This is a genomic window from [Empedobacter] haloabium, assembly GCA_008011715.2.
Classification (GTDB): domain Bacteria; phylum Pseudomonadota; class Gammaproteobacteria; order Burkholderiales; family Burkholderiaceae_D; genus Rugamonas; species Rugamonas haloabia.
In genome coordinates this window covers 6,407,299-6,430,621 of sequence record CP136508.1, presented here as the reverse complement: position 1 = coordinate 6,430,621, position 23,323 = coordinate 6,407,299, and the positions used below count along the sequence as shown (strand labels likewise).

At 67.7% G+C, this 23,323-nt stretch carries 19 protein-coding genes; 8 read left to right on the top strand and 11 right to left on the bottom strand.

The window, feature by feature from the left end; genetic code table 11:
* Positions 1–33 precede the first annotated feature (33 nt).
* The 5 genes from E7V67_028095 to E7V67_028075 are packed head-to-tail and all read right to left on the bottom strand — an operon-like array spanning position 34 to position 6,713.
* A complete protein-coding gene (locus E7V67_028095) occupies positions 34–1,038 on the bottom strand; it encodes a glycosyltransferase family 2 protein (protein ID WUR13498.1) in 1,005 nt (334 codons plus the stop codon).
* Positions 1,035–2,003: a glycosyltransferase family 2 protein gene (locus tag E7V67_028090; protein WUR13497.1), complete on the bottom strand. Its 969-nt coding sequence runs from the start codon at positions 2,001–2,003 to the stop codon at positions 1,035–1,037. Before E7V67_028090 ends, E7V67_028095 begins: the two co-directional genes overlap by 4 nt.
* Positions 2,000–3,850: an asparagine synthase-related protein gene (locus E7V67_028085; GenBank protein ID WUR13496.1), complete on the bottom strand. Its 1,851-nt coding sequence runs from the start codon at positions 3,848–3,850 to the stop codon at positions 2,000–2,002. Before E7V67_028085 ends, E7V67_028090 begins: the two co-directional genes overlap by 4 nt.
* A 29-nt stretch (positions 3,851–3,879) precedes the next feature.
* Complete coding sequence (locus E7V67_028080) at positions 3,880–5,127, bottom strand: pyridoxal-dependent decarboxylase, exosortase A system-associated (GenBank protein ID WUR13495.1); 1,248 nt, start codon at positions 5,125–5,127, stop codon at positions 3,880–3,882.
* A complete protein-coding gene (locus E7V67_028075) occupies positions 5,124–6,713 on the bottom strand; it encodes an acyl-CoA ligase (AMP-forming), exosortase A system-associated (GenBank protein ID WUR13494.1) in 1,590 nt (529 codons plus the stop codon). The genes E7V67_028080 and E7V67_028075 overlap by 4 nt, the downstream gene beginning before the upstream one ends.
* Positions 6,714–6,968: 255 nt before the next feature.
* Here E7V67_028075 and E7V67_028070 point away from each other — a divergent pair, with 255 nt between their 5' ends.
* From E7V67_028070 to E7V67_028040, 7 genes are read left to right on the top strand one after another with little or no spacing between them, the layout of a single operon-like run.
* A complete protein-coding gene (locus tag E7V67_028070) occupies positions 6,969–8,222 on the top strand; it encodes an aminotransferase class I/II-fold pyridoxal phosphate-dependent enzyme (GenBank protein ID WUR13493.1) in 1,254 nt (417 codons plus the stop codon).
* Positions 8,219–9,337 carry a GNAT family N-acetyltransferase gene (locus E7V67_028065; GenBank protein WUR13492.1) on the top strand — a complete coding sequence of 373 codons (1,119 nt, stop codon included), beginning with the start codon at positions 8,219–8,221 and terminating at the stop codon, positions 9,335–9,337. The genes E7V67_028070 and E7V67_028065 overlap by 4 nt, the downstream gene beginning before the upstream one ends.
* 5 nt (positions 9,338–9,342) lie before the next feature.
* Positions 9,343–9,591, top strand: coding sequence for an acyl carrier protein (locus E7V67_028060; protein ID WUR13491.1), 249 nt, complete (start codon positions 9,343–9,345; stop codon positions 9,589–9,591).
* A 13-nt stretch (positions 9,592–9,604) separates the two neighbouring features.
* Positions 9,605–10,444, top strand: a complete 840-nt coding sequence (locus tag E7V67_028055; protein ID WUR13490.1) for a hydrolase 2, exosortase A system-associated — start codon at positions 9,605–9,607, stop codon at positions 10,442–10,444.
* Positions 10,434–11,300: a hydrolase 1, exosortase A system-associated gene (locus tag E7V67_028050; GenBank protein WUR13489.1), complete on the top strand. Its 867-nt coding sequence runs from the start codon at positions 10,434–10,436 to the stop codon at positions 11,298–11,300. Before E7V67_028055 ends, E7V67_028050 begins: the two co-directional genes overlap by 11 nt.
* Complete coding sequence (locus E7V67_028045) at positions 11,282–12,592, top strand: glycosyltransferase (GenBank protein WUR13488.1); 1,311 nt, start codon at positions 11,282–11,284, stop codon at positions 12,590–12,592. The genes E7V67_028050 and E7V67_028045 overlap by 19 nt, the downstream gene beginning before the upstream one ends.
* The gene (locus tag E7V67_028040; protein WUR13487.1) at positions 12,586–13,263 is read left to right on the top strand and encodes a tetratricopeptide repeat protein; all 678 of its coding nucleotides are present in this window, start codon (positions 12,586–12,588) and stop codon (positions 13,261–13,263) included. Before E7V67_028045 ends, E7V67_028040 begins: the two co-directional genes overlap by 7 nt.
* On the opposite strand, the gene E7V67_028035 is transcribed toward E7V67_028040, so the two are convergent.
* The 6 genes from E7V67_028035 to E7V67_028010 form a co-directional block, all read right to left on the bottom strand.
* Positions 13,228–14,430 (bottom strand): VanZ family protein, encoded by a 1,203-nt coding sequence (locus E7V67_028035; protein WUR13486.1) that lies wholly within the window; start codon positions 14,428–14,430, stop codon positions 13,228–13,230. The genes E7V67_028040 and E7V67_028035 overlap by 36 nt on opposite strands.
* The gene (gene prsR / locus E7V67_028030) at positions 14,430–15,800 is read right to left on the bottom strand and encodes a PEP-CTERM-box response regulator transcription factor (protein ID WUR13485.1); all 1,371 of its coding nucleotides are present in this window, start codon (positions 15,798–15,800) and stop codon (positions 14,430–14,432) included. Before prsR ends, E7V67_028035 begins: the two co-directional genes overlap by 1 nt.
* A gap of 23 nt (positions 15,801–15,823) precedes the next feature.
* Positions 15,824–17,887, bottom strand: a complete 2,064-nt coding sequence (gene prsK, locus E7V67_028025) for a PEP-CTERM system histidine kinase PrsK (GenBank protein WUR13484.1) — start codon at positions 17,885–17,887, stop codon at positions 15,824–15,826.
* Positions 17,888–17,905: 18 nt separating this feature from the next.
* On the bottom strand, positions 17,906–19,309 hold the full coding sequence (locus tag E7V67_028020) for a TIGR03013 family PEP-CTERM/XrtA system glycosyltransferase (protein ID WUR13483.1): 1,404 nt from the start codon (positions 19,307–19,309) through the stop codon (positions 17,906–17,908).
* An 81-nt stretch (positions 19,310–19,390) separates the two neighbouring features.
* Complete coding sequence (locus E7V67_028015) at positions 19,391–20,428, bottom strand: SDR family oxidoreductase (GenBank protein WUR13482.1); 1,038 nt, start codon at positions 20,426–20,428, stop codon at positions 19,391–19,393.
* Positions 20,429–20,497: 69 nt separating this feature from the next.
* Positions 20,498–21,787, bottom strand: a complete 1,290-nt coding sequence (locus tag E7V67_028010) for a nucleotide sugar dehydrogenase (GenBank protein ID WUR13481.1) — start codon at positions 21,785–21,787, stop codon at positions 20,498–20,500.
* Positions 21,788–22,437: 650 nt separating this feature from the next.
* On the opposite strand from E7V67_028010, the gene E7V67_028005 reads away from it, so the two are divergent.
* Positions 22,438–23,310, top strand: a complete 873-nt coding sequence (locus E7V67_028005) for a CPBP family intramembrane glutamic endopeptidase (GenBank protein WUR13480.1) — start codon at positions 22,438–22,440, stop codon at positions 23,308–23,310.
* Positions 23,311–23,323: the final 13 nt, after the last annotated feature.

The following is a 23,323-nucleotide window of genomic DNA, read 5'->3' as shown; positions in this document are numbered from 1 at the left end:
GCCGGGGCCGCCTTGACGCAGAAACAACGCTCGTCAGGCGTTGCCGTCGAGCCGGCGCAGCACGCGCCGGTGGGGCAGCCACAACAGTGCCCGCAGCCAGCGCAGCGGCAACGCCGCACGCCGCGCCAGTTGCGGCCGGCCATGGCGGCGGCGCAGGAAGTCCTCCACGCCCAGCAGCGCCGCTTCCGCGTGCTGCGGATAGCCGCGGTAGCGCAGCCGGTTGACGTCGTACAGCGCCCGGTCCAGCAGCTTCAACCCCAGCGCGCGGCGGTGCGCGGCCGGCGTGCTGCCGTGCCAGAAGATCAGGTGGTTGCGGGCCATCAGGTAGAAGTAATACGGCGGCCGGTCCGTCTCGCGCTTGGGCATCGCGTGCAGCACGCGGGCGTCGTAGGCGACGGCACTGTGCCAGCCGGCGGCGGCCAGGCGGGCGCACAATTCGTCGTCCTCGTAGTAGGCAAACATGCGTTCGTCCAGCGCACCCGCCGTGCGCAGCGCGTCCAGGCGCAGCAGCATCGCCGTGCCGGGCACCCACTGTTGTGCCAGGCGCGCGGGCGCCAGCCGCCGGGCTTCGTCGACGTCGCGCGCGCGCCGCGTCGTGCCCGAGGGCCAGTCATGGAAGTTCCCGCAGAAGTAGATTTTTTCGGGCTGGTCCAGGATCGCCAGCAGCGGCGACGCGGCGCCGCAGCGCGGATCGGCCACCATCAACGCCAGCAGGCGCGCCAGCACGTGTTCGTCGCCCATGACGGCGTCATTGTTGACCAGCCAGAGGAAGTCGTACCCTTGCGCCAGCGCGTCCGCGACGGCCAGGTTGTGGCCACCCGCGAAGCCGTGGTTGACGCTCTCGCGCCGCAGCCGCACCGGCAGCCCCGCCAGGCCGTCGCCCAGCGCCTGCGCGTCGGCCGCTGCCGAGCCGTTGTCGATGACAAGGATGTCGGCGCGGGCGCCCTCCGGCAACTGCTGGCGCAGCAGGTCGCGCACGCACTCGACCGTCTGCGCGGCGCCGTTCCAGTTCAGGATGCTGACGAGGACACGCATCATGCCGCCCGCTTGCGCTGCAAGACCAGCCCGACGGCCAAGGGCACGAAGAACAGCACGCTCTGCGCATCGACTTTCAGCTGCTTGAGCAGCACGGCCATGAATGGCTTGCGGTGCGCCACGCGATGGACGACGTCCGCGACGAAGCTGCGCCGCAGCTGCTGCACGGCGCGGCGGTTGTCCTCGGCCTGCTGCACCGTCAGCGGATACAGCCGGGCGATCGCCTTCTTGTACTTCATCTCGTAATGCAGGCGGATCAGCGATTTCTCCGTGCCCCAGCCGGAGCCGGCAAAGATGTTCACCCCTGGGCCGTACACGACCTCGCGCGCCGACGAGAACGCGATGCGGTCCGTCATGCGCGCCAGGTCGAGCCAGAACAGGTAGTCCTCGCCCGCGTACACGAACTCCTCGCGAAAGCGCAGGCTGCGGAAGGACGCGTAGCGGTACACCACCGTCGACGTGCCGATCACGTTGCCGCCCAGGATCTGGCCCTGCATGTCGGCCTGGTAGCGGTGCAGCTGCGTCTCGCCCGGCAGCAGCGCGTGACGCGCAGGGTCGATGCGGCCGGCGCGCTCGAACGCGCTGACGCTCTGGTGCAACTGGTAGAAATCGGAAAAATAAAAATCGTGACCGGCGCGCAGCGCCCGCAGGGCGTGGGCGATGTGGTCCGGCGCCCAGGTGTCGTCCGAATCGATGAAGGCGACGTATTCGGTGCCTGGTGCCACGTTGTCCAGCGCCTTGTTGCGCGCCGCGGCCGGGCCGCCGTTGCGCTGTTCGACGATGCGCACGCGTGCCTGCTGCTGTGCCGGCAGTGTCGCCACCTCGGCGCGCGCCGGCACCGGCGATTCGTCGTCGACGACGATGATGTCGATCGGTTCGTCGGTCCGTTGCGCCAGCACCGAGGCCAGCGCACGGGCCAGGATGCCGGGCTGGCGCTGGAAGTACGGGATGACGACGGCGACGCTCACCGCAGCGCCTCGCGCTGGCGGAACCACTGCTCCAGCATCATCAAGACCCACACCATGGTGCCGTGGTAGCCCGCGTGTTCGGTCAGGTGCTGGCCCGTTAATTGTTCAATAAAGGCGCCGCGCACGATGCCACGCTTTTTCAGGTCGTGCAGGCTGTCGCTGGCCAGCTGCTGCAACGCCTTGTGCCGCTGCAGCCAGACGCCGAACGGCAGCCCGAAGCCGTGCTTCTGCTTGGTGATGATCTCCATCGGCAGGAAGCCTTTCAAGGCCTCCTTGAAGAACCAGCGCAGCTGGGTGCCGTTCAGCTTCTGCTGCGGCGTCAGGCCAGCCGAGAACTGGACCATGGCGTCGTTCAGGAACGGGAACGCCACCTCGACGCCGGCCAGCTCGCAGGCCTTCATGACCTTCGGCAGGTCGTTGTCGGCCAACGTCACCTTCAGGTCCAGCGCCAGCATGCGGTTGATCAGGCTTTTTGCCTCGCTGCGGCCGTACGTGCGCGCCAGCGACGCGAGCGGCTGGCCGATGTCGGCGCCGGCCAGGAAGTCGTCGGTAAACACCTGCTGCGGGCCGTAGCGGCCCAGCAGGTTGTAGGTTTCCAGGCGCGCCGGCATCGCCACCGAGGCCTGCTCGATATAGCTGCGCGCCTTGCGCAGCAGCCGCACCCGCTCGCCGCCGGGGAAGTTGAACACGGCCGGCTCCAGCAGCGCCTTGCGGAACAGCTGCGGCACCCGTTCGTACAGCGCGAACACGTGCTGCTTGGCATAGCGCTCGTTGCCGCCAAAGAGTTCATCGCCACCGTCGCCGCCCAGCATGCGCGTGACGCCGTCGGCGCGGGCCATGCGCGCGCAGTAGAAGGCCGGAACGGCCGACGCGTTGCCGAACGGCTGGTCGCACACGGCGGCCACCTGCGGGATGGCGGCGACTACGTCGTCGGGCGTCACGTAGTACTCATGATGCTTGGTGCCGAAATGGCGCGAGGCGATGCGCGCGTATTCCATCTCGTCGTAGCCTTGCGCCTCGAAGCCGATCGAGTAGGTGTCGGCACCCGCGCCGTTGACGTCGCACAGGATGCCGGCGATCGTCGAGCTGTCGGTGCCGCCGCTGAGGAAGGCGCCGATCTTGGCGCCCGCGCTGGCCTGGCGCACGCTGCTGCGCAGGTGCGCCAGGAAGTCGTCGCGCAGGTCCTCGAAGGAGCGCTTGCCATCTTCGTGGAACGCGATCTGCCAGTAAGGCCGCGTTTCGACCCGGCCCTGGCGGTAGTGCAGGAATTCGCCCGGCAGCAGGCGTTGCTGGTCCTGGTACGCGGTGCCGGGGCTGGGCACCATGTGGAAGTAGACGTAGTTGTACAGGCCCTGCGCATCGACCTCGGCGCGCGCCAGCGGGTGGCGGTTCAGCGCATCGGCGGAGGAGGCGAACAGCAGTGTCTCACCGGCCAGCTGCCACGTCAGCGGATGGATGCCAAGGCGGTCGACGGCCAGCACGGCTTCGCCGCGGTGCTCGTCCAGGATGCACAGGGCGAACGGGCCGCCCAGCGCGGCGCACAGCTGCTCGGCGCCCATGCGGCCATCGTGCCAGTGCGCCGCCAGCGTGGCGGCGACGCCATTGGACGCGGCCTGACGCGCCAGGTCGGGCGTCGTCAAGACGGGGTGGCCCCACAGCGCGACCATCAGGCCGTCGCGCCGGTGCACGTCGGCGCTGCCGGAGCGCGCCGCCACGGCCACGCCGGCCAAGTGGCCGTGCATGCTCTCGATCGGTGTGCCGTCGAAGCGCGCCAGCGGCGCCGCCATCCTGTCGATCACGCCGGGGTCGGCGACGCCGTGACCCAACCATCCGCATAGTCCGCCCATCGTCCACCCCTTGTAGTTTTTCTAGACTGTCACACCAGGATTTCCAGCGCCGCCGGATGGCTGAGGAAGCCGGCCGGGCTGGCTGTCATGCCGTAGGCGCCGGACTGCAGCACCGCGACCAGGTCGCCCGGCTCGGCCCGGGCCAGTTCCATCTGGTCGGCCAGCAGGTCCAGCGGGGTGCACAGCGGTCCCACGACGGAGGCCTTTTCGCGCGCGCCGCCGTGGACGCGGTTGCCGATCACGACCGGATAATTCTTGCGAATCACCTGGCCGAAATTGCCGGAGGCAGACAGGTGATGATGCAGCCCGCCATCCGTGACGAGGTACACGTGGCCGCGCGACTCCTTGCGGTCCACCACGCGGCAGACGTAGACGCCGGCCTCGCCGACCAGGTAGCGCCCCAGTTCGATGACGACCTGGGCGCACTGCAGTTGCGGACGCACCTCGTCCAGGATGCGGGCGAGGTTGGCGCCCACGACAGGCAAGTCCAGCCGCTCCTCGCCGGGGAAGTAGGGAATGCCGAAGCCGCCGCCGATGTTCAGGATACGCGGCGGGCGGGGCGCGTCGGCCGCCAGGCGCAACGCCAGCGCGAACGTTTTCTCGTGCGCTTCCTGCAGCGCCGCCACTTTCAGATTCTGCGACCCGCTGAAGATGTGAAAGCCGTGGAAATCCAGCCCCAGCTCGCCGATCCGGCGCAGCAGCGCGGGCACGCGCTCGGCATCGACACCGAACTGCTTGGGACCGCCGCCCATCTTCATGCCGGACGATTTCAGTTCGAAATCCGGATTGACGCGCACGTTGACCTGCGGCGCGATGCCGAGCCGTTCCCCGATGACGGCGGCGCGTTCCATCTCGCCTTCCGACTCCAGGTTCAGCACGATGCCGGCCGCGATCGCGCACGCCAGGTCGGCGTCGCTCTTGCCGGGTCCCGCAAAGCTGATATGGCCGGGCGCCATCGGCGTATCGAGGGCCACGCGCAGTTCGCCGCCGGAGGCCACGTCGATGCCGTCGACCAGGGTCGCCAGGTGCTGCACGACGGCGGGCATCGGATTGGCTTTCATCGCATAGTGCAGGTGCACGTCGGCCGGCAGCGCGCGGCGCAACTCGGCCACGCGCGCCGTGATGGCGGCGCGGTCGTAGGCGTAGAACGGCGTCTGCCCCACGCGCTGGGCCAGGCGGGTCAGCGGCACGCCCCCCACCAGCAGGCAGTCGTGCGCGACCGCGAACTGCGTCAGCGGCGCGTGCTGTGGCGGCAGCTTGGGTGCGGGCGCGTTCATGGCGTCTCCACGAACACGTCGGCATACTGGGTCGACAGCAGCTTGCGGTCGATCTTGCCGTTCGGATTACGGGGCAGGCTGGCGTCGGCGATGATCACCTTTTGCGGCAGCATATAGGCCGGCAGGTGCGGCTTGCACGCCGCCAGCAGGTCGGACGCCGTCAGCGCCGTGCCTTCGCGCGGACAGGCGATGACGACGATGGCCTGGCCCAGCGTCGGGTGGCTGACGCCCAGCGCGGCCGCCTCGGCCACCTGCTCGCGTGCATAGACCACCTCCTCCACCTCGGTCGGGCTGACGCGGTAGCCGGAGGTCTTGATCATCTCGTCGTTGCGGCTGATGAAGTACAGGAAGCCTTCCTCGTCCTTGCGCACCGTGTCGCCGGACCACACGGCCAGCTCCGTCAGCGGCAGGCCGTACTGGCGCGACACGATCGGCTTGAAGCGCTCGGCCGTCTTGGCCGGATCGTTCCAGTAGCCCAGCGAGACCAGCGCGCCACGGTGTACCAGCTCGCCCGGCTCGCCGGCCGCGCATTCGCTGCCATCCGGGCGCAGCACCATGACTTCCGCGTTCGGGATCGCCTTGCCCATCGAGTCGGGCCGGCGCTCCAGTTCCTCCGGCGGCAGGTAGGTGGAGCGGAACGCCTCGGTCAGGCCGTACATCAGGAACGGCCGCGCGTTGGGCAGTGCGCGCCGCAATGCGTCCAGCGTGGGGCGCTGCATGGCGCCGCCGGAATTGGTCAGATAGCGCAGCGTGCAGTCGGCCGGCCAGTTCAATGGCGCCAGCTGGATCCACAGCGGCGGCACCGCCGCCAGGCCCGTGATGCGTTCGGCCACCACGGCGTTCAGCACGTCGCGCGGCAGCAGGTGGTTGATCAGCACCGCCGTCGCGCCCACCGAAAACGCCGTCGTCAGCTGTGACAGGCCATAGTCGAAGCTGAGCGGCAGCACGGCCAGGATGCGGTCTTCCGGCGTGTTGTCCAGGTAGCTGGCGACGCTGTTGGCGCCGGCCACCATGTTCCGGTGCGACAGCACCACGCCTTTCGGCTTGCCGGTGCTGCCCGAGGTGTACAGGATCGCGGCCATGTCGCCGTCGATGGCGCGGTGGGGGGCGCGCGTGTTGCGCTCGGCCAGCGCCAGCGTGTCGTCCCACGACAGTACCTCGACGCCATGCAGCGCCGGCAGCTCGCCGTTGGCGCCGACCGCGATGACGAGACGCAGGTCGCGGCACTCCGGCAGCACGGCCAGCAGCAGCTTGAGGCGGTCGGCCGTCGTCACCAGCACGCGCACATTGCAGTCGGCCAGGATGTAGGCGACCTGTTCGGGCTTCAGCAAGGGATTGACGGGGACGAACACGCCGCCGGCGGCGGCGGCGCCAAACATCGCGGCCACGTTCTCGACGTTCTTTTCCATGTAGACGGCCACGCGCTCGGACCGTTCCAGGCCGCTGGCAAGCAACGCGCCGGCAGCCTGGCCGACCAGGCGCGCCAGCGCGGCATAGTCGAGCCGGCGCGTGCCATGGACGAGGGCCTCGGCAGCGGGGGTCCGGCGTGCCGAACGGTAGACGAATTCGTGTATCAGGTCGCTCATGTCCATGTCCTGCAAAACGGGGCCGGTACGGCCGGGGGCTACGGCCGGATATTAACATTTTACAACTTATCAATTTCTGTTTTTTGGCAAGGCCAGAGCGGAAAACCAGGCCGGATATATCAAATAAACAACACAATTCCGGCGCACTCGACCGTAATGCTTTTTCAGCAAGATCTTTGCGATACCGCAGGTTATACTGGGGCAATTGGGCGCAAGCGAGACCGGTATTGGAACCAAGAGCCGCGTATGGGAAATATGAGCTTTTCAGATGTGAAGCCGCACGCCGTCCCGCATGAGGCCGTGCCGCCCGCCTTCCCCCGCTCCCGCCTGCCCGTGTCGCCGCGCCTGTCGCTGGCGGCATTGGCTTCGCTGCGCCACCTGGGTGCGCCGGCCGTGCCGTCGATCCTCGACGCGGGCGCGGTCCGCTTCGTCACCAGCGGCCGCGTGGCCATCGCGCTGGCGCTGCGCGAGATGGGCGTGGGTGCCGGCGATGCCGTGCTGGTGCCGTCCTATCACTGCGCGTCGATGATCGAGCCCGTCATCTGGGCCGGTGCCACGCCGGTGTTCTACCGCATCCATCCCGACACCAGCGTCGACCTGGACGATATCGCGAGCAAGATCGACGGCCGCACCCGCGTGCTGATGGCGACCAATTACTTCGGCTTTCACCAGCCGCTGCCCGCCCTGCGCGCGCTGTGCGATGCGCGCGGCATCCGGCTGCTGGAGGATTGCGCCCACTCGTTCCTGGGCGAGCACCGGGGCCGCCCGCTGGGCTCCTTCGGCGACTATGCGATCGCCAGCAGCATGAAGTTCTTCCCCGTGTACGAAGGCGGTTGCCTGGTCTCGAGCCGTCATCCGCTCGACGCCGTGCGGCTGCAGTCGGCCGGCCTGGGCTTCGAGGCCAAGGTGGTGCTGAGCACCGTGGAAGACGGCTTTGCCTACGGCCGCCTGCCCGTGCTGCGCGCCCTGCTGGCGCTGCCGATGATGGCGAAGAACGCGCTGTGGGGCCGCATCAAGGCCAGCCGCCACGGCACGGGACCGGCGCTGGCGCCGGGATCGTCCGATGGCGGCTTCGGCTTCGATCCGGCCTGGCTGACCAAACGCTCGTCGCTGTTTGCGCGCCTGATGGTGAAAATCGTGTCGCGCCGGCGCATGGGCGCGCTGCGGCGCCGCAACTACCTGCGCCTGGAGGCGGCGCTGGCCGGCCTGCCCGGCTGCCGCCCGCTGTTCGATAGACTGCCGGATGGCGTCTATCCGTGGGTGTTCCCGCTGCTGTGCGACGAGCCGCAGGCGCTGTTCCGCGCCCTGAAGCAGGACGGCGTGCCGGTGATCCGCTTCGGCGAATACCTGTGGCCGGGCGTCGATGCGACCGTGTGCCCCACCAGCGTCGATCTGTCGCGCCGGGTGCTGCAGTTCCCCTGCCACCAGGAGCTGCGCGAGGACGAACTGGCCTGGATGATCGAACAGGTGCATCGGCACGCGTGCCGTGGCGCGCCGGGAGCGTCATGATGAAATGGACCGTCCTGCCGGCCGCACAGTTCGCGGCGCACGCGGATGCCTGGCGCATTCTCAATCGCGACACGCTCGCTTCGCCGCTGCTGGAGCCGGAATTCGTGCGCCCGCTGCTGGAACAGTTCTGCGACGGGCGCGAACGCCTCGTCATCGGCACCGATGGCGCCAGCGTCAAGGCGATGGGCTTCCTGGTGCCGCGCGGGCGCGGCGTGTGGGAGGCGTTCCAGCCTTCGCAGGCGCCGATCGGCCTGTGGCTGCACCGTCCCGGCCTGACGCTGGGCGAACTGCTGGCGGGCCTGACGCGGGCGCTGCCCGGTGCGGCACTGATGGTCGGGCTGACGCAGCGCGACCCGCAGCTCGAACCCCGCCCCGCCGACAGCGCGACCTTGCGCACCGTCGACTACATCCGCACCGCGCACGTGACGATCCGGGGCAGCTTCGAGGACTACTGGAACGCGCGCGGCAAGAACCTGCGCAGCAACCTGAAAAAGCAGCGCGCGCGGCTGGCCAAAGAAGGCGTCGTCACGCGCATGCAGGTCGACCGCCTGCCGGAGCAGATGGCGGCGGCGGTCGCCGACTACGGCCGCCTGGAAAGCGCCGGCTGGAAGGCCCAACTGGGCACCGCGATCCATCCTGACAACGCGCAGGGCCGCTTCTATACGGCGATGCTGGCCGGCTTCGCCCGGCGCGGCGCGGCGGCCGTGTACCGCTACTGGTTCGACCAGCAGCTGGTGGCGATGGACCTGTGCATCGAAGGCGGCGGCGCCCTGATCGTGCTCAAGACCACCTACGACGAAAGCGTGCCGGCCAGCCTGTCGCCCACGCTGCTGATGCGCGAGGAATGCTGCCAGCAGTTGTTTGCGCAAGCGCAGCACGCCCGCCTGGAGTTCTATGGCAAGGTGATGGATTGGCATACCCGCTGGACCGATGAAATCCGGACCATGTACCATGTCAACCATTACCGCTGGCCGGTGCTGCAGCAGCTGCACGCCAGCGTGAACGACCGTACCGCCTTGCTGGGCCGCCTGCGCGCCGCCGTCGCGCCTTCCACCGCGCCGGCGCCCTTGCCGGCAGCTCTTCCGGTGCGGCAGGAAACCCCATCAACGGAGTAGTCAATATGTATCTGGAAGAAGTCAAAACCATCGTCATCGACGTGCTGGCACTGGGCCCGGCCGGCCAGTCGCTGGACGAGCATTCGGCCCTGCTGGGCAGCATCCCCGAACTCGATTCGATGGCCGTGGTCCAGCTGATCGGCGCGCTGGAGGAGCATTTCGGCTTCAGTGTCGACGACGACGAGATCAGCGCCGAAACCTTTGCCACGCTGGGCAGCCTGACGGCCTTCGTCAAGCACAAACTGACGGCGTAAGCCGCGTCACATCATGCACGCCGCCGCATCGCCACCCCAGCCCTTCTTCCTGGATACCGGCGCGGCGGCGCGCTTCTGCCTGTACCACGCGCCGCTTGGCCCCTGCCGCGGCGCCTGGTTGTTCCTGCACCCCTTTGCCGAAGAGATGAACAAGGCGCGCCGCATGGTCGCGTTGCAGGCGCGCGCACTGGCGCAGCGTGGCCATGCCGTGCTGCAGATCGACCTGCATGGCTGCGGCGACAGCGCCGGCGACTTCGCCGACGCCACGTGGGAGGGCTGGCTGGACGACGTGGCACGCGGCGCCGCCTGGCTCCACGAGCGCAGCGGCCAGGCCGTCGCGCTGTGGGGCCTGCGCCTGGGTGCCCTGCTCGCGCTCGACCACGCCCGCCACGGCAACGCGCCCCCTGCACTGCTGCTGTGGCAACCCGTCCTCAACGGCAGCCAGGCGCTGACGCAGTTCCTGCGCCTGAAAGTGGCCAGCCAGATGCTGACGGAAGGCGGCGACAACGGCGGCACCGCTGCGCTGCGCGAGGTGCTGGCGGCCGGCCAGCCGCTGGAAATCGCCGGCTACACGCTGGCGCCCGCGCTGGCACAGGCGCTCGACCACCTCGATGCCACCAGGCTGCCACCACCGGCATGCCCGGTCCACTGGTTCGAGCTGGTGGCCGATGCCGCCCGGCCCTTGCCGCCGGCCGCCGCCCGCGTCGCCGAGGCCTGGTGCCGGCAGGGCGCGCACGTGCGCACGCAGGCCGTCGCAGGACCGCAATTCTGGGCCACGCAGGAAATCGCCGAGTGCCCGGCGCTGCTGGACGCCACCATCGCCGCGCTGACGGGGACGATCCATGCAGCCTGACGAACAAGCGCTGTGCTTTCCCTGCGACGGCGACTGGCTGACGGCCGTACTGAGCCCCATCGGGCCCGGCGCGCTGGCCCGGCGCGGGGTGCTGATCGTCGTGGGCGGCCCGCAATACCGGGCCGGCAGCCACCGCCAGTTCGCGCTGCTGGCGCGCAGCCTGGCCGCCGCCGGCATTCCGGCCATGCGCTTCGACTACCGGGGCATGGGTGACAGCGGCGGCGATCCGCGCACGTTCGAGGCCGTCGACCTGGATCTGCGCACCGCGATCGACCGCTTTATCGCCGCCGTGCCGGGCATGCAGGAAGTGGTGCTGTGGGGCCTGTGCGACGCCGCCAGCGCGGCGCTGTTCTATGCCCGGCACGACCGCCGCGTGGCGGGCCTGGTGCTGGCCAACCCGTGGGCGCGCACCAGCGACGGCCTGGCGCGCGCCACGCTGAAACACTATTACGTTGCGCGGCTGCTGCAGCCGGCATTCTGGAAGAAACTCGTCAGCGGCCGCTTCGACGTGCGCGGCTCGCTTGGTTCCCTCGTTGGGCTGGTACGCAGCGCCCGTGGCGGCGCAGCGCCGGCAATGCAGGTGCCGACGCCGGCGGTGCCTGCCCCCGGCCTGCGCGAACGCATGCTGGCGGGCTGGCAGGGCTTCAGGGGCCCGATCCTGTTGATCACCAGCGGCGCCGACCTGACGGCGCAGGAGTTTCTCGACATGGTTAAGGCTTCGCGCCCGTGGCAAAAGCTGCTGGCCGACCCACGCGTGCAGCGCCAGACGCTGGCGGCGGCCGATCACACGTTCTCGCGGCGCGAGTGGCGCGACCAGGTCGCCGGCTGGACTGCCGCATGGGTGCGCTCATGGTGACCGACTTCAAGGGCCGCGTACTGATGGTGGCTTACCACTATCCGCCGATGCGCGGCAGCAGCGGCATCCAGCGCACGCTGAAATTCTCGCAATACCTGCCGCAGCACGGCTGGCAGCCGTTGGTGCTGTCGGCCCATCCGCGCGCCTATGCCAACAGCGGCGGCGACCAGCTGGCGGAGATTCCACCGGAGGCCATCGTGCACCGCGCGTTCGCGCTGGACACGTCGCGCCACCTGTCGCTGCGCGGCCGTTATCTGGGCTGGATGGCGCTGCCGGACCGCTGGGTGTCCTGGTGCCTGGGCGCCATTCCCGCCGGCCTGCGCCTGATCCGGCGGCACCGCCCGCAAGTCATCTGGACCACCTACCCGATCGCCAGCGCCAAGGTGATCGGCCTGGTGCTGCACCGCCTGACGGGATTGCCGTGGATCGCCGACCTGCGCGACCCGATGACGGACGTCGACTACCCGAACGACCCGCTGACGCGCCGCGTCTACCGCTGGCTCGAGGCGCAGACGATCAAACACTGCACCCTGGCCGTCTGCACCACGCCGGGTGCCATCGTCACCTACACGCGGCGCTTCCCGCATATTCCGGCCAGCCGCTTCGCGCTGATCGAGAACGGCTACGACGAGGAGAACTTCGCCAACGCCGCCGCCCTGTTGCAGCCCGCCGTACCGCTGGCGGGCCGGCCGTTCACCCTGGTCCACAGCGGCGTGATCTACCCGTCCGAACGCGACCCGATTCCGCTGTTCGAGGTGCTCGCCGCGCTGCGGGCCGCCGGCACGGTGACGGCCGCGCGCCTGCGCATCGTGCTGCGGGCCACCGCGCACGACGACTACCTGGGCGGCCTGATCGCGAAACATGGCATCGGCGACATCGTCAGCCTGGCGCCGCACGTGGCGTATCGCGACGCGCTGGCGGAAATGCTCAACGCCGACGGCCTGCTGGTGCTGCAGGCCACCAACTGCAACCACCAGATTCCGGCGAAACTGTACGAATACCTGCGCGCGCGTCGCCCGATCCTGGCGCTGACGGACGCCACCGGCGACACCGCCAGCGCGCTGCGCCAGGCCGGCATCGACACGATCGCGCCGCTGGACGACAAGGACGGTATCCAGGCCGGCCTGCTGCGCTTCCTGCAATTGGCGGAAGCCGGCCAGGCGCCGCTGGCGTCCTCTGATGCGATCGCCGCCAACTCGCGCCGCGCCCGCACGGCCGAACTGGCGCGCTTGCTGGAACAGGTGACGGTCACCGTACCGAACGGGCTGAAAGGAACGAGCGAAGCATGCTGACCCTCCGATTTACTGCGGCCCTGCTGCTGGCGCTGTGCGCCGGCCCTGCGCTTGCCAAGCCGTTCTGCGGCGACCTCGCCAATGCGTTCGGCCCGTTCGACTACCGCACGCCCGATCCCGATCAACTGTATCTGGTCGAGATGGCCCACTTCACGGAAGACGTGCAGCAGGGCCTGAAGGGCAACACGGGCACCTTGGGCGCAGACCTCGACTACACCCTGCGCGCATTCCCGAACCACACCAAGGCGCTGGCGACGATGGCGCGGGTGGCGCTGCGGCAGAAGACGCCGCAGCTGCCGGGTGCCCGCTACGCCGTCGAGTGCTACTTCGAACGTGCGGTGCGCTTCAAGGCCGACGACGGCACGGCCTGGGCCGCCTATGGCCAGTACCTGTACCAGCTGGGCCAGACCGAACGCGCGCTGCCGCTGTTGAAAAAGGCGGCCGAGCTGGCGCCGGAGAACGCCTCCGTCAACTACAACGCCGGCATCGCCTACGCCCACGCGAAGAACTACCCGCTGGCCGTGCAGCATGCCAAAAAGGCCTATCAGCTGGGCTTCCCGTTGAACGGGTTGCGCAAGATGCTGGTCGATGCGGGCAAGTGGGATGGCAAGGTGGAGCCGGTGGAAGTTCCGGGGTCAGACCCGGTGGGTCCGACCCCAGCTCCTCGCTGAGTGCAAAGGCACGCACCACGGCACGATCCACCCGAGTCCTGCCAACGTCACCTGCGTGATGTCGCCAAAACGCCCGGGAATCGACAACTGCAACCACTCCAGCACGAACACCCACAGCACCACGGCCATGCCGCCGACGACCGCGCACGCGTCCTGCCGGTGAAACGGCACGGCCAGGCGCGCCAGGCAGGCCATCGCCATCGTCGGCCACAGAAACTCCAGGATGTTCTCGAAGCCGTTCAGGCCATTCATCTGCCCCTCGAACGGCACCCAGTTGAAACCGTAGGCATACGGTGGAGCACTGGACGGCAACAGCTCATACAGCGTCAGGCCAGCCGCCAGCAGCGTTACGGCACCGGCAGCCAGCAGCCGCAGCGAGGCACCGCGCATGGCCAGCAACAGCGGCACGGCCAGCACGCTTGCCAGGATCAGTTCGACCGACAGCACGCGTCCCGCCACCAGCAACTTGCCCAGCCACACGGCCGCCGTCAGCGCACAATACAGGCGGATGAACGGCCGGCCCGGCTGCAGCAGGGCGCACAGCAGCAGCCCCAGGCCGGCCTGGTAACACAGCAGCACGAACAGTTTGCCGGCGCTGAACGCTCCTGGATCGGTGCCGGAGCGGTACAGATTGCCCAGCGCATGGCGCAACTGCGCGATGTCGAGCGACGGCACCAGTGGGCTGGTCTGCGACAGGAACCACAGGCCCAGCACGATCAATCCGGTGTTGACCAGGGGGCCGGGGCGGAACCAGGCGTCGCGCCAGCGCAGCAGATTGGCGCCCGCCACCGTATCGCGCCGCACCAGCGCGCCCAGCATGGCGCCGATGACACTGCCCGTGAAGTTCATCGCCACGTCCACCAGCGACGGTACCCGCGCCGGCAGGTACTGCTGCACCACCTCGACACCGAAGCTGATCGCGCTGCCGGCCAGCGCAGCCAGCGCCAGTGCGACGGCGAACGGCTGGCGCGGCCCGCGCGCCACCACGACCATCAGGCCAAACGGCATGTAGACCAGCAGGTTCTGCACGACGTCGCCCTTGTCCAGGTGCCCCGGCCATGGCATGGCCAGGAATGCCAGCAGGGATGGCGGCGGTTCGCCCCAGGCAAATGGATACAGGCTGCCGTACACCAGCAGCAGGGCATACGCGCCCAGCAGCAGGCGCATCAGACCGCCTGCAGGCTGGTCCGGATCGCGTGCCGCTCCATCAGGTCGTACAACGTCGGACGGCTCACGCCCAGCAGCTCGGAAGCCTTGACGATATTGCCGTCCACCCGCGCCAGTGCCTTGACGATGGCCTTGTACTCGGCCTCCTCGCGCACCTGGCGCAGGTTGAACGGCTCTTCCTCGCCATCGGCCAGGCCCAGGCCCAGGTCGTCGGCCGTGATGGCGGGACCGTCCGCCATGATGACGGCGCGCTTGATGCAGTTTTCCATCTCGCGCACATTGCCGGGCCAGTCATGGCGGGCGATCTGCGCCAGCGCGTCGGGGCTGAAATGCAGCGCCGGCCGGCCTTCCTGGCCACAGAAGCGGTTCTTGAAGTGCTGCGCCAGCAGCACGGCATCGCCGCTGCGCTCGCGCAGCGGCGGGATCGTCAGCACGATCTCGGACAGGCGGTAGTACAGGTCTTCGCGGAAGCGCCCCGTGCTGGCCAGCGCCTTCAGGTTCTGGTGCGTGGCGCAGATGATGCGCACGTCGACCGGAATCTCCTCGTGGCCGCCGACCCGCTCGATGACACGCTCCTGCAGGAAGCGCAGCAGCTTCGCCTGCAACGGCAGCGGCAGGTCGCCCACCTCGTCCAGGAAGAAGGTGCCGCCATGGGCCAGCTCCACCTTGCCCTTGGTCTGCTTGACGGCGCCGGTAAACGCGCCCTTCTCGTAGCCGAACAATTCGCTTTCCAGCAGCGTTTCCGGAATGGCGGCGCAGTTGATCGCCATGAAGCGTTCCTTGGCGCGGGGGCTCAGTTGGTGCAGCGCGCGCGCGATGACTTCCTTGCCGGTGCCGCTTTCGCCCAGCACCATCACGGTGGCGGAGCTGGGCGCGACCTTCTCGACGTTGCGGCACACCTTCATCAGCACCGGGTCGCGGCTGATGATGCCGGCCAGCGGCGAGTCGGCCTGGCTTTGCTGCAGGCGGCGGTGTTCCTGCTGCAGCCCGTGCAGCACGAAGGCGCGCTGGATCACGAGGTTCAGCAGCTCCGGTTCGCACGGCTTCTGGTGGAAATCGTAGGCGCCCATGGCGATCGCGTTGACGGCATGGCTGCGGTCCTGGTTGCCCGTCAGGACGATGACCTTGGTGTCCGGCGCCAGCGCCAGCATCTGCTGCAAGGTGGCCAGGCCTTCGGTGGCCCCGTCCGGATCGGGCGGCAGGCCCAGGTCCATCGTCACGACCGCCGGTTCGTGGCGGCGCAGCTGCGCCAGCGCGGCCTCGCGGTCGCCCGCGACCACGACGTCGTACGCATCCAGGCTCCAGCGCAGCTGCTTCTGCAGCCCCGGGTCGTCCTCGATAATCAGCAGCTTCGGTTTGGTTTGCGTCACAACAGTCCTCTTGCGGTGTTTTTTCAGGCGGCTCGTTCGATGGCGTCCGCGCGGTGCACGGGCAGGCGCACCGTGAACGTGGTGCCCTGGCTTGGTTCGCTGCGCACATCCAGGCGGCCGCCCAGCTCGTGGATGTATTCGCGGCTTTCGAAGGCGCCGATGCCCATGCCGGCCGACTTGGTCGAGTCGAACGGCTTGAACAGGCGCTCGCGCACGAACTGCTCGCTCATGCCCTGGCCGGTGTCGCTGATCTCCACGCAGGCGCCGTCGCCATCACCGCACAGGCGCACCGTGACGCGGCCGTCGCGCGGCGTCGCCTCGATGGCATTCTGGATCAGGTGGCCCAGCACGCGCGCCAGGCGCTCGGCATCGGCCAGCACGTAGAGGCCCGGCCGCTCGATCTGCAGCACGGGGCGCGGCTCGAACGCGGCCTTCAAGGCCACGGCCTGCTGCAGCAGATGCTCCAATGCCAGCGGCACGGCACGTTCCGGTGTGGCGCTGCGGCTCAGCTTTTGCAGCATCAGTTTCATCTTCTGCACGGAGTAGTTTACCGTCTCGTGCATGTCGCGCTGGAACTCGGGATTGTCGCGGTGCTTTTCCGCGTTGGCCGTCAGCAGCGACAGCTGCGCCACCAGGTTTTTCAAGTCATGCACGACAAACGTCGACAGCCGGTTGAACGAGTCGAACTGGCGCGCCAGCATCAGCGCATTGTCGGCCTCCTGCTGCGCCAGGTAGCTGGCCGCCTGGGTGCCGGCCACCTTCAACAGGTCCAGCACCTCCCAGTTCAGCGCGACCGCGCTGCGCGGCTGCTGCAGCACCACCAGTCCGGCCAGGCGGCCATGCTGCATCAGCGGCACGACCAGCCACGCGCGCGGGAACGTGCGCAGCCACTCGGGCAATGCCGGCAGGGCCGCATCGGCATGCGCGGCGCCGGAGGCCGTCAGGTCGACCACCCATTGTTTTTGTTCGATGAAGCGGCAGAATGGCGAGTCGGCCGGTTCCGTCGCGCTGCCCGGCACCGTCTCCCAGTGCGCGGCCGGCTCGAAGCGGGCGTTGTCCTCCGTCCCGCGGCGCAGCCACAGCGCGCCGCCGGGGCTTTCGACCAGCGCCGCCAGCGCCTGGATGCTGCGCTCACCGAGTCCGGGGCCCTGCTGCGACAGCGTGCGCGTGAAACGCAGCCACTCCTCGCGGTAGTCGTAGTTATAGCGGTAAAAATGCTTGCTGATGAAGACACGCAGCCAGGCGCGGAAGCTGCCCGAGAACAGGATGCCGGCCAGCAGCAGGCTGGCACCGAACAGGAAGGCCAGCTGCATCAGCGAGCCCCAGGCACCGCCGACAAACCGCAAGTAATAGGCGGCGGAACTCATCGCCAGCAGATAGACGGCGGAGCCGATCAGCGCGGCGGAATGGAACAGCATGCGGCGCGATACGGCGATCTGCCCGGACCAGGCGGCACTGCGCGCCAGCGACACGGCGATCAGCGGCATCGTCAGCGCGTTGACGATGCCACGCGCCGCCCACAGCTCCGCGTTCATCTCGCGGAACAGCAGCATGTCGCTGTACATGTAAAAATCGTAGACGAAGATGCCGCCGATGCCCAGGCAGGCGAACTTGATGGCCCAGCGCTCCTCCACCGCCTTGTTGCGGTACAGCTGCTCGACCAGCAGCATGCCCAGCACCGCCAGGCCGACGCGTCCGACGACCGTCACGTGAAACACCAGCGCGGCCGGCAGCCAGCGCTCGCCCGCGCTGACCGTCAGCAGCAGCGCGTACAGCGCCGCCACGATCGGCACGGCGCGGCTGCGCCGGCGTTCGCCCGGCGCGCTGCCCAGATGCCCCAGCAACGCAAGCAGCACGGCCGTCCAGGCGCCGTCACGCAGCCATTCGGCGCCGCTGGCCAGCAGCACGGGACGGCCGCCCAGCGCCAGCCAGATCATCGCGCCGCCCCACAGCACCATCGCGGCGCTGGCGCCGGCCACGGCCAGTGCGTGCGGGCGGCCGCGCCAACGCGTCAGCAACAGCAGGCACAATAATGCAAACGCCAGCGCGGCGCTGGCGTAGCTGAAGATCGCGGTACCGATCGGCATCAGGAACGCACCTGCGACTTACCTGCCGCCCCGGAACACGACGACCTTGAAGGTGTCGATCAACACCAGCACGTCGAGGAACAGGCTGTTGTTCTTGACGTAGTACAGGTCATACTGCAGCTTCTGTACCGCGTCCTCGACCGAGTCGCCGTAGCCGTAACGCACCTGCGCCCAGCCCGTGATGCCGGGCTTGATGCTGTGGCGGACGTTGTAGTACGGCACCCGCTCGGTCAGCTGGTCGACGAAGTAGGGGCGCTCCGGGCGCGGACCGACAAAGCTCATCTCGCCCTTGAGCACATTGATCACCTGCGGCAGCTCGTCGATGCGCAGCTTGCGGATAATGTTGCCCACGCGGGTGATGCGCGGATCGTTTTTCGCCGCCCACTGCGGCGTGCCGCCCTTCTCCGCATTGGTGAACATGCTGCGGAACTTCAGCACGCGGAACACGTTGCCGTCCTTGCCCACCCGCTCCTGCGAGTAGAAGATCGGCGCGCGGTCCTCGATGTAGATGGCCAGGGCGGTCAGCAGCATCACCGGCAGCGAGACCAACAGGAGCAGCAGGCTGACGGCCACGTCGAAGCTGCGCTTCATGAACGCGCGCACGAAGCTCTGGTCGAAGCCGCCGCCGAACACCAGCCAGCTCGGTTGCACGGAGTCGATGCGGATCTGGCACGTCTCGCGTTCGAAGAACGTGGTGGAGTCGGTCACGTGGATGCCGTACAGCTTGCATTCCAGGAGTTCCTTGATGGGGAAGGTACCGCCGCGGCGGTTCTGCACCGAGACCACGACCTCGCTGACGCGATGCTGGTTGGCCAGCTGCACCAGCGAGCGGCCCGGCTCGAGTTTCAGCAGGCGGTCTTCCGGCACGCACACGTCTTCCGACGGTACCGGCACGTAGCCGGCGATGTGGTATTTGCGATAGTTGCCGGCGCGCTGGGCCAGCTCGCCGCATTCCTTCGCCAGCGTGCCGCAGCCGATGAAGATCAGGCGCGACTCCAGGATGCTCGACTCGGAGGTCTTCAGCACCATCAGCCGCGCCAATACGATGCCGGTGCCGGAGATGGTGAACACCAGCGCCAGGATGCCGCGGCCGAAGTGCAGGTCCGGCGCGATGTAGAACACCAGGGTCAGGATGCCGAAGGCCATCGCGAACGAGGGCATCAGCTGCAGGAAGAACGGCATGCGCATGCCGGCCTTGAAATTGATCTGGTACATACCCAGCGCGCTCATGCTGAATACGATCGCGGCCGCGAACACGCAGGCGGACATGAAGAAGTGATCGAGCTTGGGCAGCGCGAACGCCTCGCCATCGAAAAAGCGCAGGCCGGCGCCCGCATAGAACGAGCCGATCAAGATCAGAACTTCCAGGAACAGCAAACTGAACACTACTTTGGAGATGTAGTGGTTGGATATTCGCAGCATTTTCACCCCCCAGGGCTGGACATTCTTTTTGTCTGCCGGTGAGCGGCGGCGTCCCCACGCCGCTTCCCCCCGGCAATCGTTTTAGCTGGCGTCAGCCAGGTGCAGCACGTACCATTCCATTGCTTCCCTGAGCCCGGCGTCGATACGATGCGTCGGCGCATAGCCCAGCAACTCCCGCGCCCTGGTGATATCGGCCTGCGAATGGCGCACGTCGCCGGCCCTGAAGTCCTTGTAATGCGGTTCCTTGCCGCGCAGGTGCGCGCAGCGGTCCTGCAGCAGCGCGCGCATCATGCGGTACAACTCATTGAGACTGGTACGCTCGCCCGCCGCCACGTTGTAGACCTGGTTGGCGCCGTGCGGCGCCGTCGCGGCCAGGATGTTGGCCTGCACGACGTTGTCGATGAAGCAGAAGTCGCGGCTGGTCTCGCCGTCGCCGTTGATGAACACCGGCCGGTCGCCGATCATCGCGGCAACCCACTGCGGGATCACGGCGGCATAGGCGCCGTTGGGGTCCTGGCGCGGCCCGAACACGTTGAAGTAGCGCAGGCCGATGGACTCGATGCCGTAGCTGCGCGCGAACACGTCCGCATACAGCTCGTTGGCGTACTTCGTCACGGCATACGGCGACAGCGGCTTGCCGATGCGGTCCTCGATCTTCGGCAGGCCGGGATGGTCGCCGTAGGTGGAGCTCGACGCCGCGTAGACGAAGCGGCGCACCTTGGCGTCGCGTGCCGCGACCAGCATGTTCAGGAAGCCCGTGACGTTGGTCTCGTGCGTGCGCAGCGGATCTTCCAGCGAGCGCGTGACCGAACCCAGCGCGGCTTCGTGCAGCACGAAGTCGGCACCGGCACAGGCGCGCGCGCATGTCGCCAGGTCGCGGATGTCCCCTTCGATGAAATCGAAGCCGGACCAGCGCGCGCCGACCGCGTCACGTACCTGGTCCAGGTTGTGCCGGTGGCCGGTGGCGAAGTTGTCCAGGCCCGTGACACGCTGGCCGAGCTTGAGCAAGGCCTCCACCAGGTTCGAGCCGATAAAGCCCGCGGCACCCGTTACCAGCCAGCGATATTGCCGCTCGCGCAGATGCGCCTGCACTTCCTCGAACTTGCCCACAGCTTGCATGCCTCCAGTGTTTTTATGTCCGGCGACTTGCCGGAAGCACGGGAGGCCAGGCCTCCCGCGGCGGACGCCTTACAGGCGCCAGACGGAAAAGCCGGCTTCCTGCAGACCGGCCATGTTGAATTGCGATTTGACGTCGATGAAGCAGCCGCCCGGCACCAGCTTTTCGGTGAAGTCGGTCAGCGACAACGCCAGCAACTCCTTGTGCGACACGGCCGCCACCAGTGCGTCGGCCTGCGGCAGCTCGCTCCAGCTCTCCAGGCGGATGCCGTATTCGTGCATCGCGTCTTCCGCTTCGGCCACCGGGTCGTGCACGTGCACGTCCAGGCCGAAGGACTGCAGCTCGGCGACCACGTCGGCCACCTTCGAGTTGCGCAGGTCGGGGCAGTTTTCCTTGAACGTCAGGCCCAGCACGTTGACTTTGGCACCCTTGATGTGGCAACCGGCGGCGATCAGCTGCTTGACCGTCTTCTCGGCCACGAACTTGGCCATGCCGTCGTTGATGCGGCGGCCCGCCAGGATCACCTGCGGGTGGTAGCCGATCATCTCGGCCTTGTGGGTCAGGTAGTACGGGTCGACGCCAATGCAGTGACCGCCGACCAGGCCCGGCCGGAACGGCAGGAAGTTCCATTTGGTGCCGGCGGCCTGCAGCACTTCCAGCGTGTCGATGCCGATCTTGTCGAAGATGATCGCCAGCTCGTTCATCAACGCGATGTTCAGGTCGCGCTGGGTGTTCTCGATGACCTTCGCCGCCTCGGCCACCTTGACGCTGGAGGCGCGATAGACGCCCGCCGTGACGATCGATTCGTACAGCTGCGCGATCGCGTCCAGCGTGGGCGCGTCGTCGCCGGACACCACTTTCAGGATCGTCGTCAGCGTGTGCTGCTTGTCGCCGGGGTTGATGCGCTCGGGCGAGAACCCGATGTGGAAGTCCTCTTTCCACTTCAGGCCGGAGTGCTTTTCCAGGATCGGGATGCACACCTCCTCGGTCGCGCCAGGGTAGACGGTGGACTCGTAGACGACGATGGCGCCGCGCTTCATGTGCTTGCCGACGCTGGTCGAGGCGCCGATCAGCGGGCCGAAATCGGGATTGTGGGCGATGTCCACCGGGGTCGGCACGGCCACGACGATGTAGTCGGCCTGGGCCAGCACGGCGGGATCGGTGGAGACGGTCAGGTGGGTGGCGGCGCGCAGGTCCTCGGTCGACACTTCGCCGGTAGGATCGACGAAGCGCTGGTAATTCTCGACTTTGGCCTCCGACAGGTCGAAACCAATAGTCGTGCGCTTCTTACCGAACTCCACTGCCAGCGGCAGTCCTACGTATCCGAGCCCTACCACTGCAACGACTTTGGCGTTATCCATATCGGGTTCCGTTTCGAGATTAAAGTTTTGCGATTATGCTAACTGTATAGCAATAATTGAATCATCTCAATCTTGGTCGCTGGAATTATCGTATGCGCCGAAAACGACTACCAGTAAAACAAGCGACCGGCTGCGAACATTAGGCTTTTTGGCAACACAGCGAGGCATAGGAAGGCCCAGTTGCCCTGGCGACATGGAGAAATTCTAGCGCGCAGCCGCTTTCCTCCGTCAGCGACAGGTCAAGCTTGCTTCGATCAAGTCTCGGTAGCGAGGTCAGCTTAACGCGAGGTCGGCGGGAATGTGTAGCAGAAATGTATCCTCGACGAATAATGTTGTTGTTCCGCCTCTAGCCAATCTGAAATTGACCGAAAAACAACAGCAGCGCGCATAGTGGCTGGCTCATGTGGCGCCGCACCATCGGTAATTTTTCGTTACAGCAACAACCTTGCCGACGTCGATATCAGGGCGGAAATTTTAGAAATATGGCAATTTTTACAGCGAGGCGCTACCATAGGCACTATCCAGGCTGGCGCCACGCCGCCAGCCCATCCCGTCACCGCTTCTCCCGCCATTGCCCATGACTTGCGTCCTGCTATATTGCGCCGCGCCATCGTGGCCCGCGTGCTGTCTTCCTCGCCGGCGAGACCGTCATGGGTGAGCTGGCGGGTTCGATCGCCGCCACGTATTGGCTGCTGGCCCTGGCGGTGATCGCGCTCTGGTGTCCGCCATGGCGCGGCGTGGCCGCGTGGCCGGTATGCCTGGTCATGGCCCTTGGGGCCGCCTGGTTGGGCGGCTTCGTCGCACTCCCCGGCGTCATGGCATTGGTGCTGCTCGCGGTGTTGTGCCACCTGCGCCAGCACAGCACCTCCAGCGTCGCGCGGCCGCTGCTGCTGGCGGCCGTCATCGTACTGGCCCTGGGTCTGGCGTTGCACAAGGTTCCGGGCTTCGCCAATCCACTGCTGCTGCAAGGCGTGCAGGTCAGCCCGGGAGCGGCATCCGTGACGCAGTACCTGAACGTGGACAAGGCTGCCGTCGGCATCCTGTTGTGCGCGTACTTCTGCGCGCCGGCCCGGCGCCGCGCCGACTGGCGCGCGCTGCGGCCGGCATGGCCGCTCATGCTGGCCACGCCCGTCGTCGTGCTGGCGGGCGCGCTCCTGAGCGGCACCGTCGCGGTCGATCCGAAGCTGCCGCCATTTACGCCGGTGTTCCTTGTCACGAACCTGCTGTTTACGTGCGTGGCCGAGGAAGCGTTCTTCCGCGGCGTGATCCAGGGCGGACTGCTGAACGCACTGGCCGGCAAGCGCCATGGTCCCGCCGTCGCCATCGGCGTCGCATCGGTGCTGTTCGGGATCGCGCATGCCGGTGGCGGCGTCGCGATGATCGTGCTGGCGACCTTGGCCGGCGTCGGCTATGGCCTGGCGGCCTGGCGCAGCGGCCGCATCGAAGCGGCGATCCTGACGCATTTCCTCGTCAACGCGTTGCGCTTCCTGCTGGTGACGTACCCGCTGCTGGTGCACGCCTGATGCCCGTCGCATC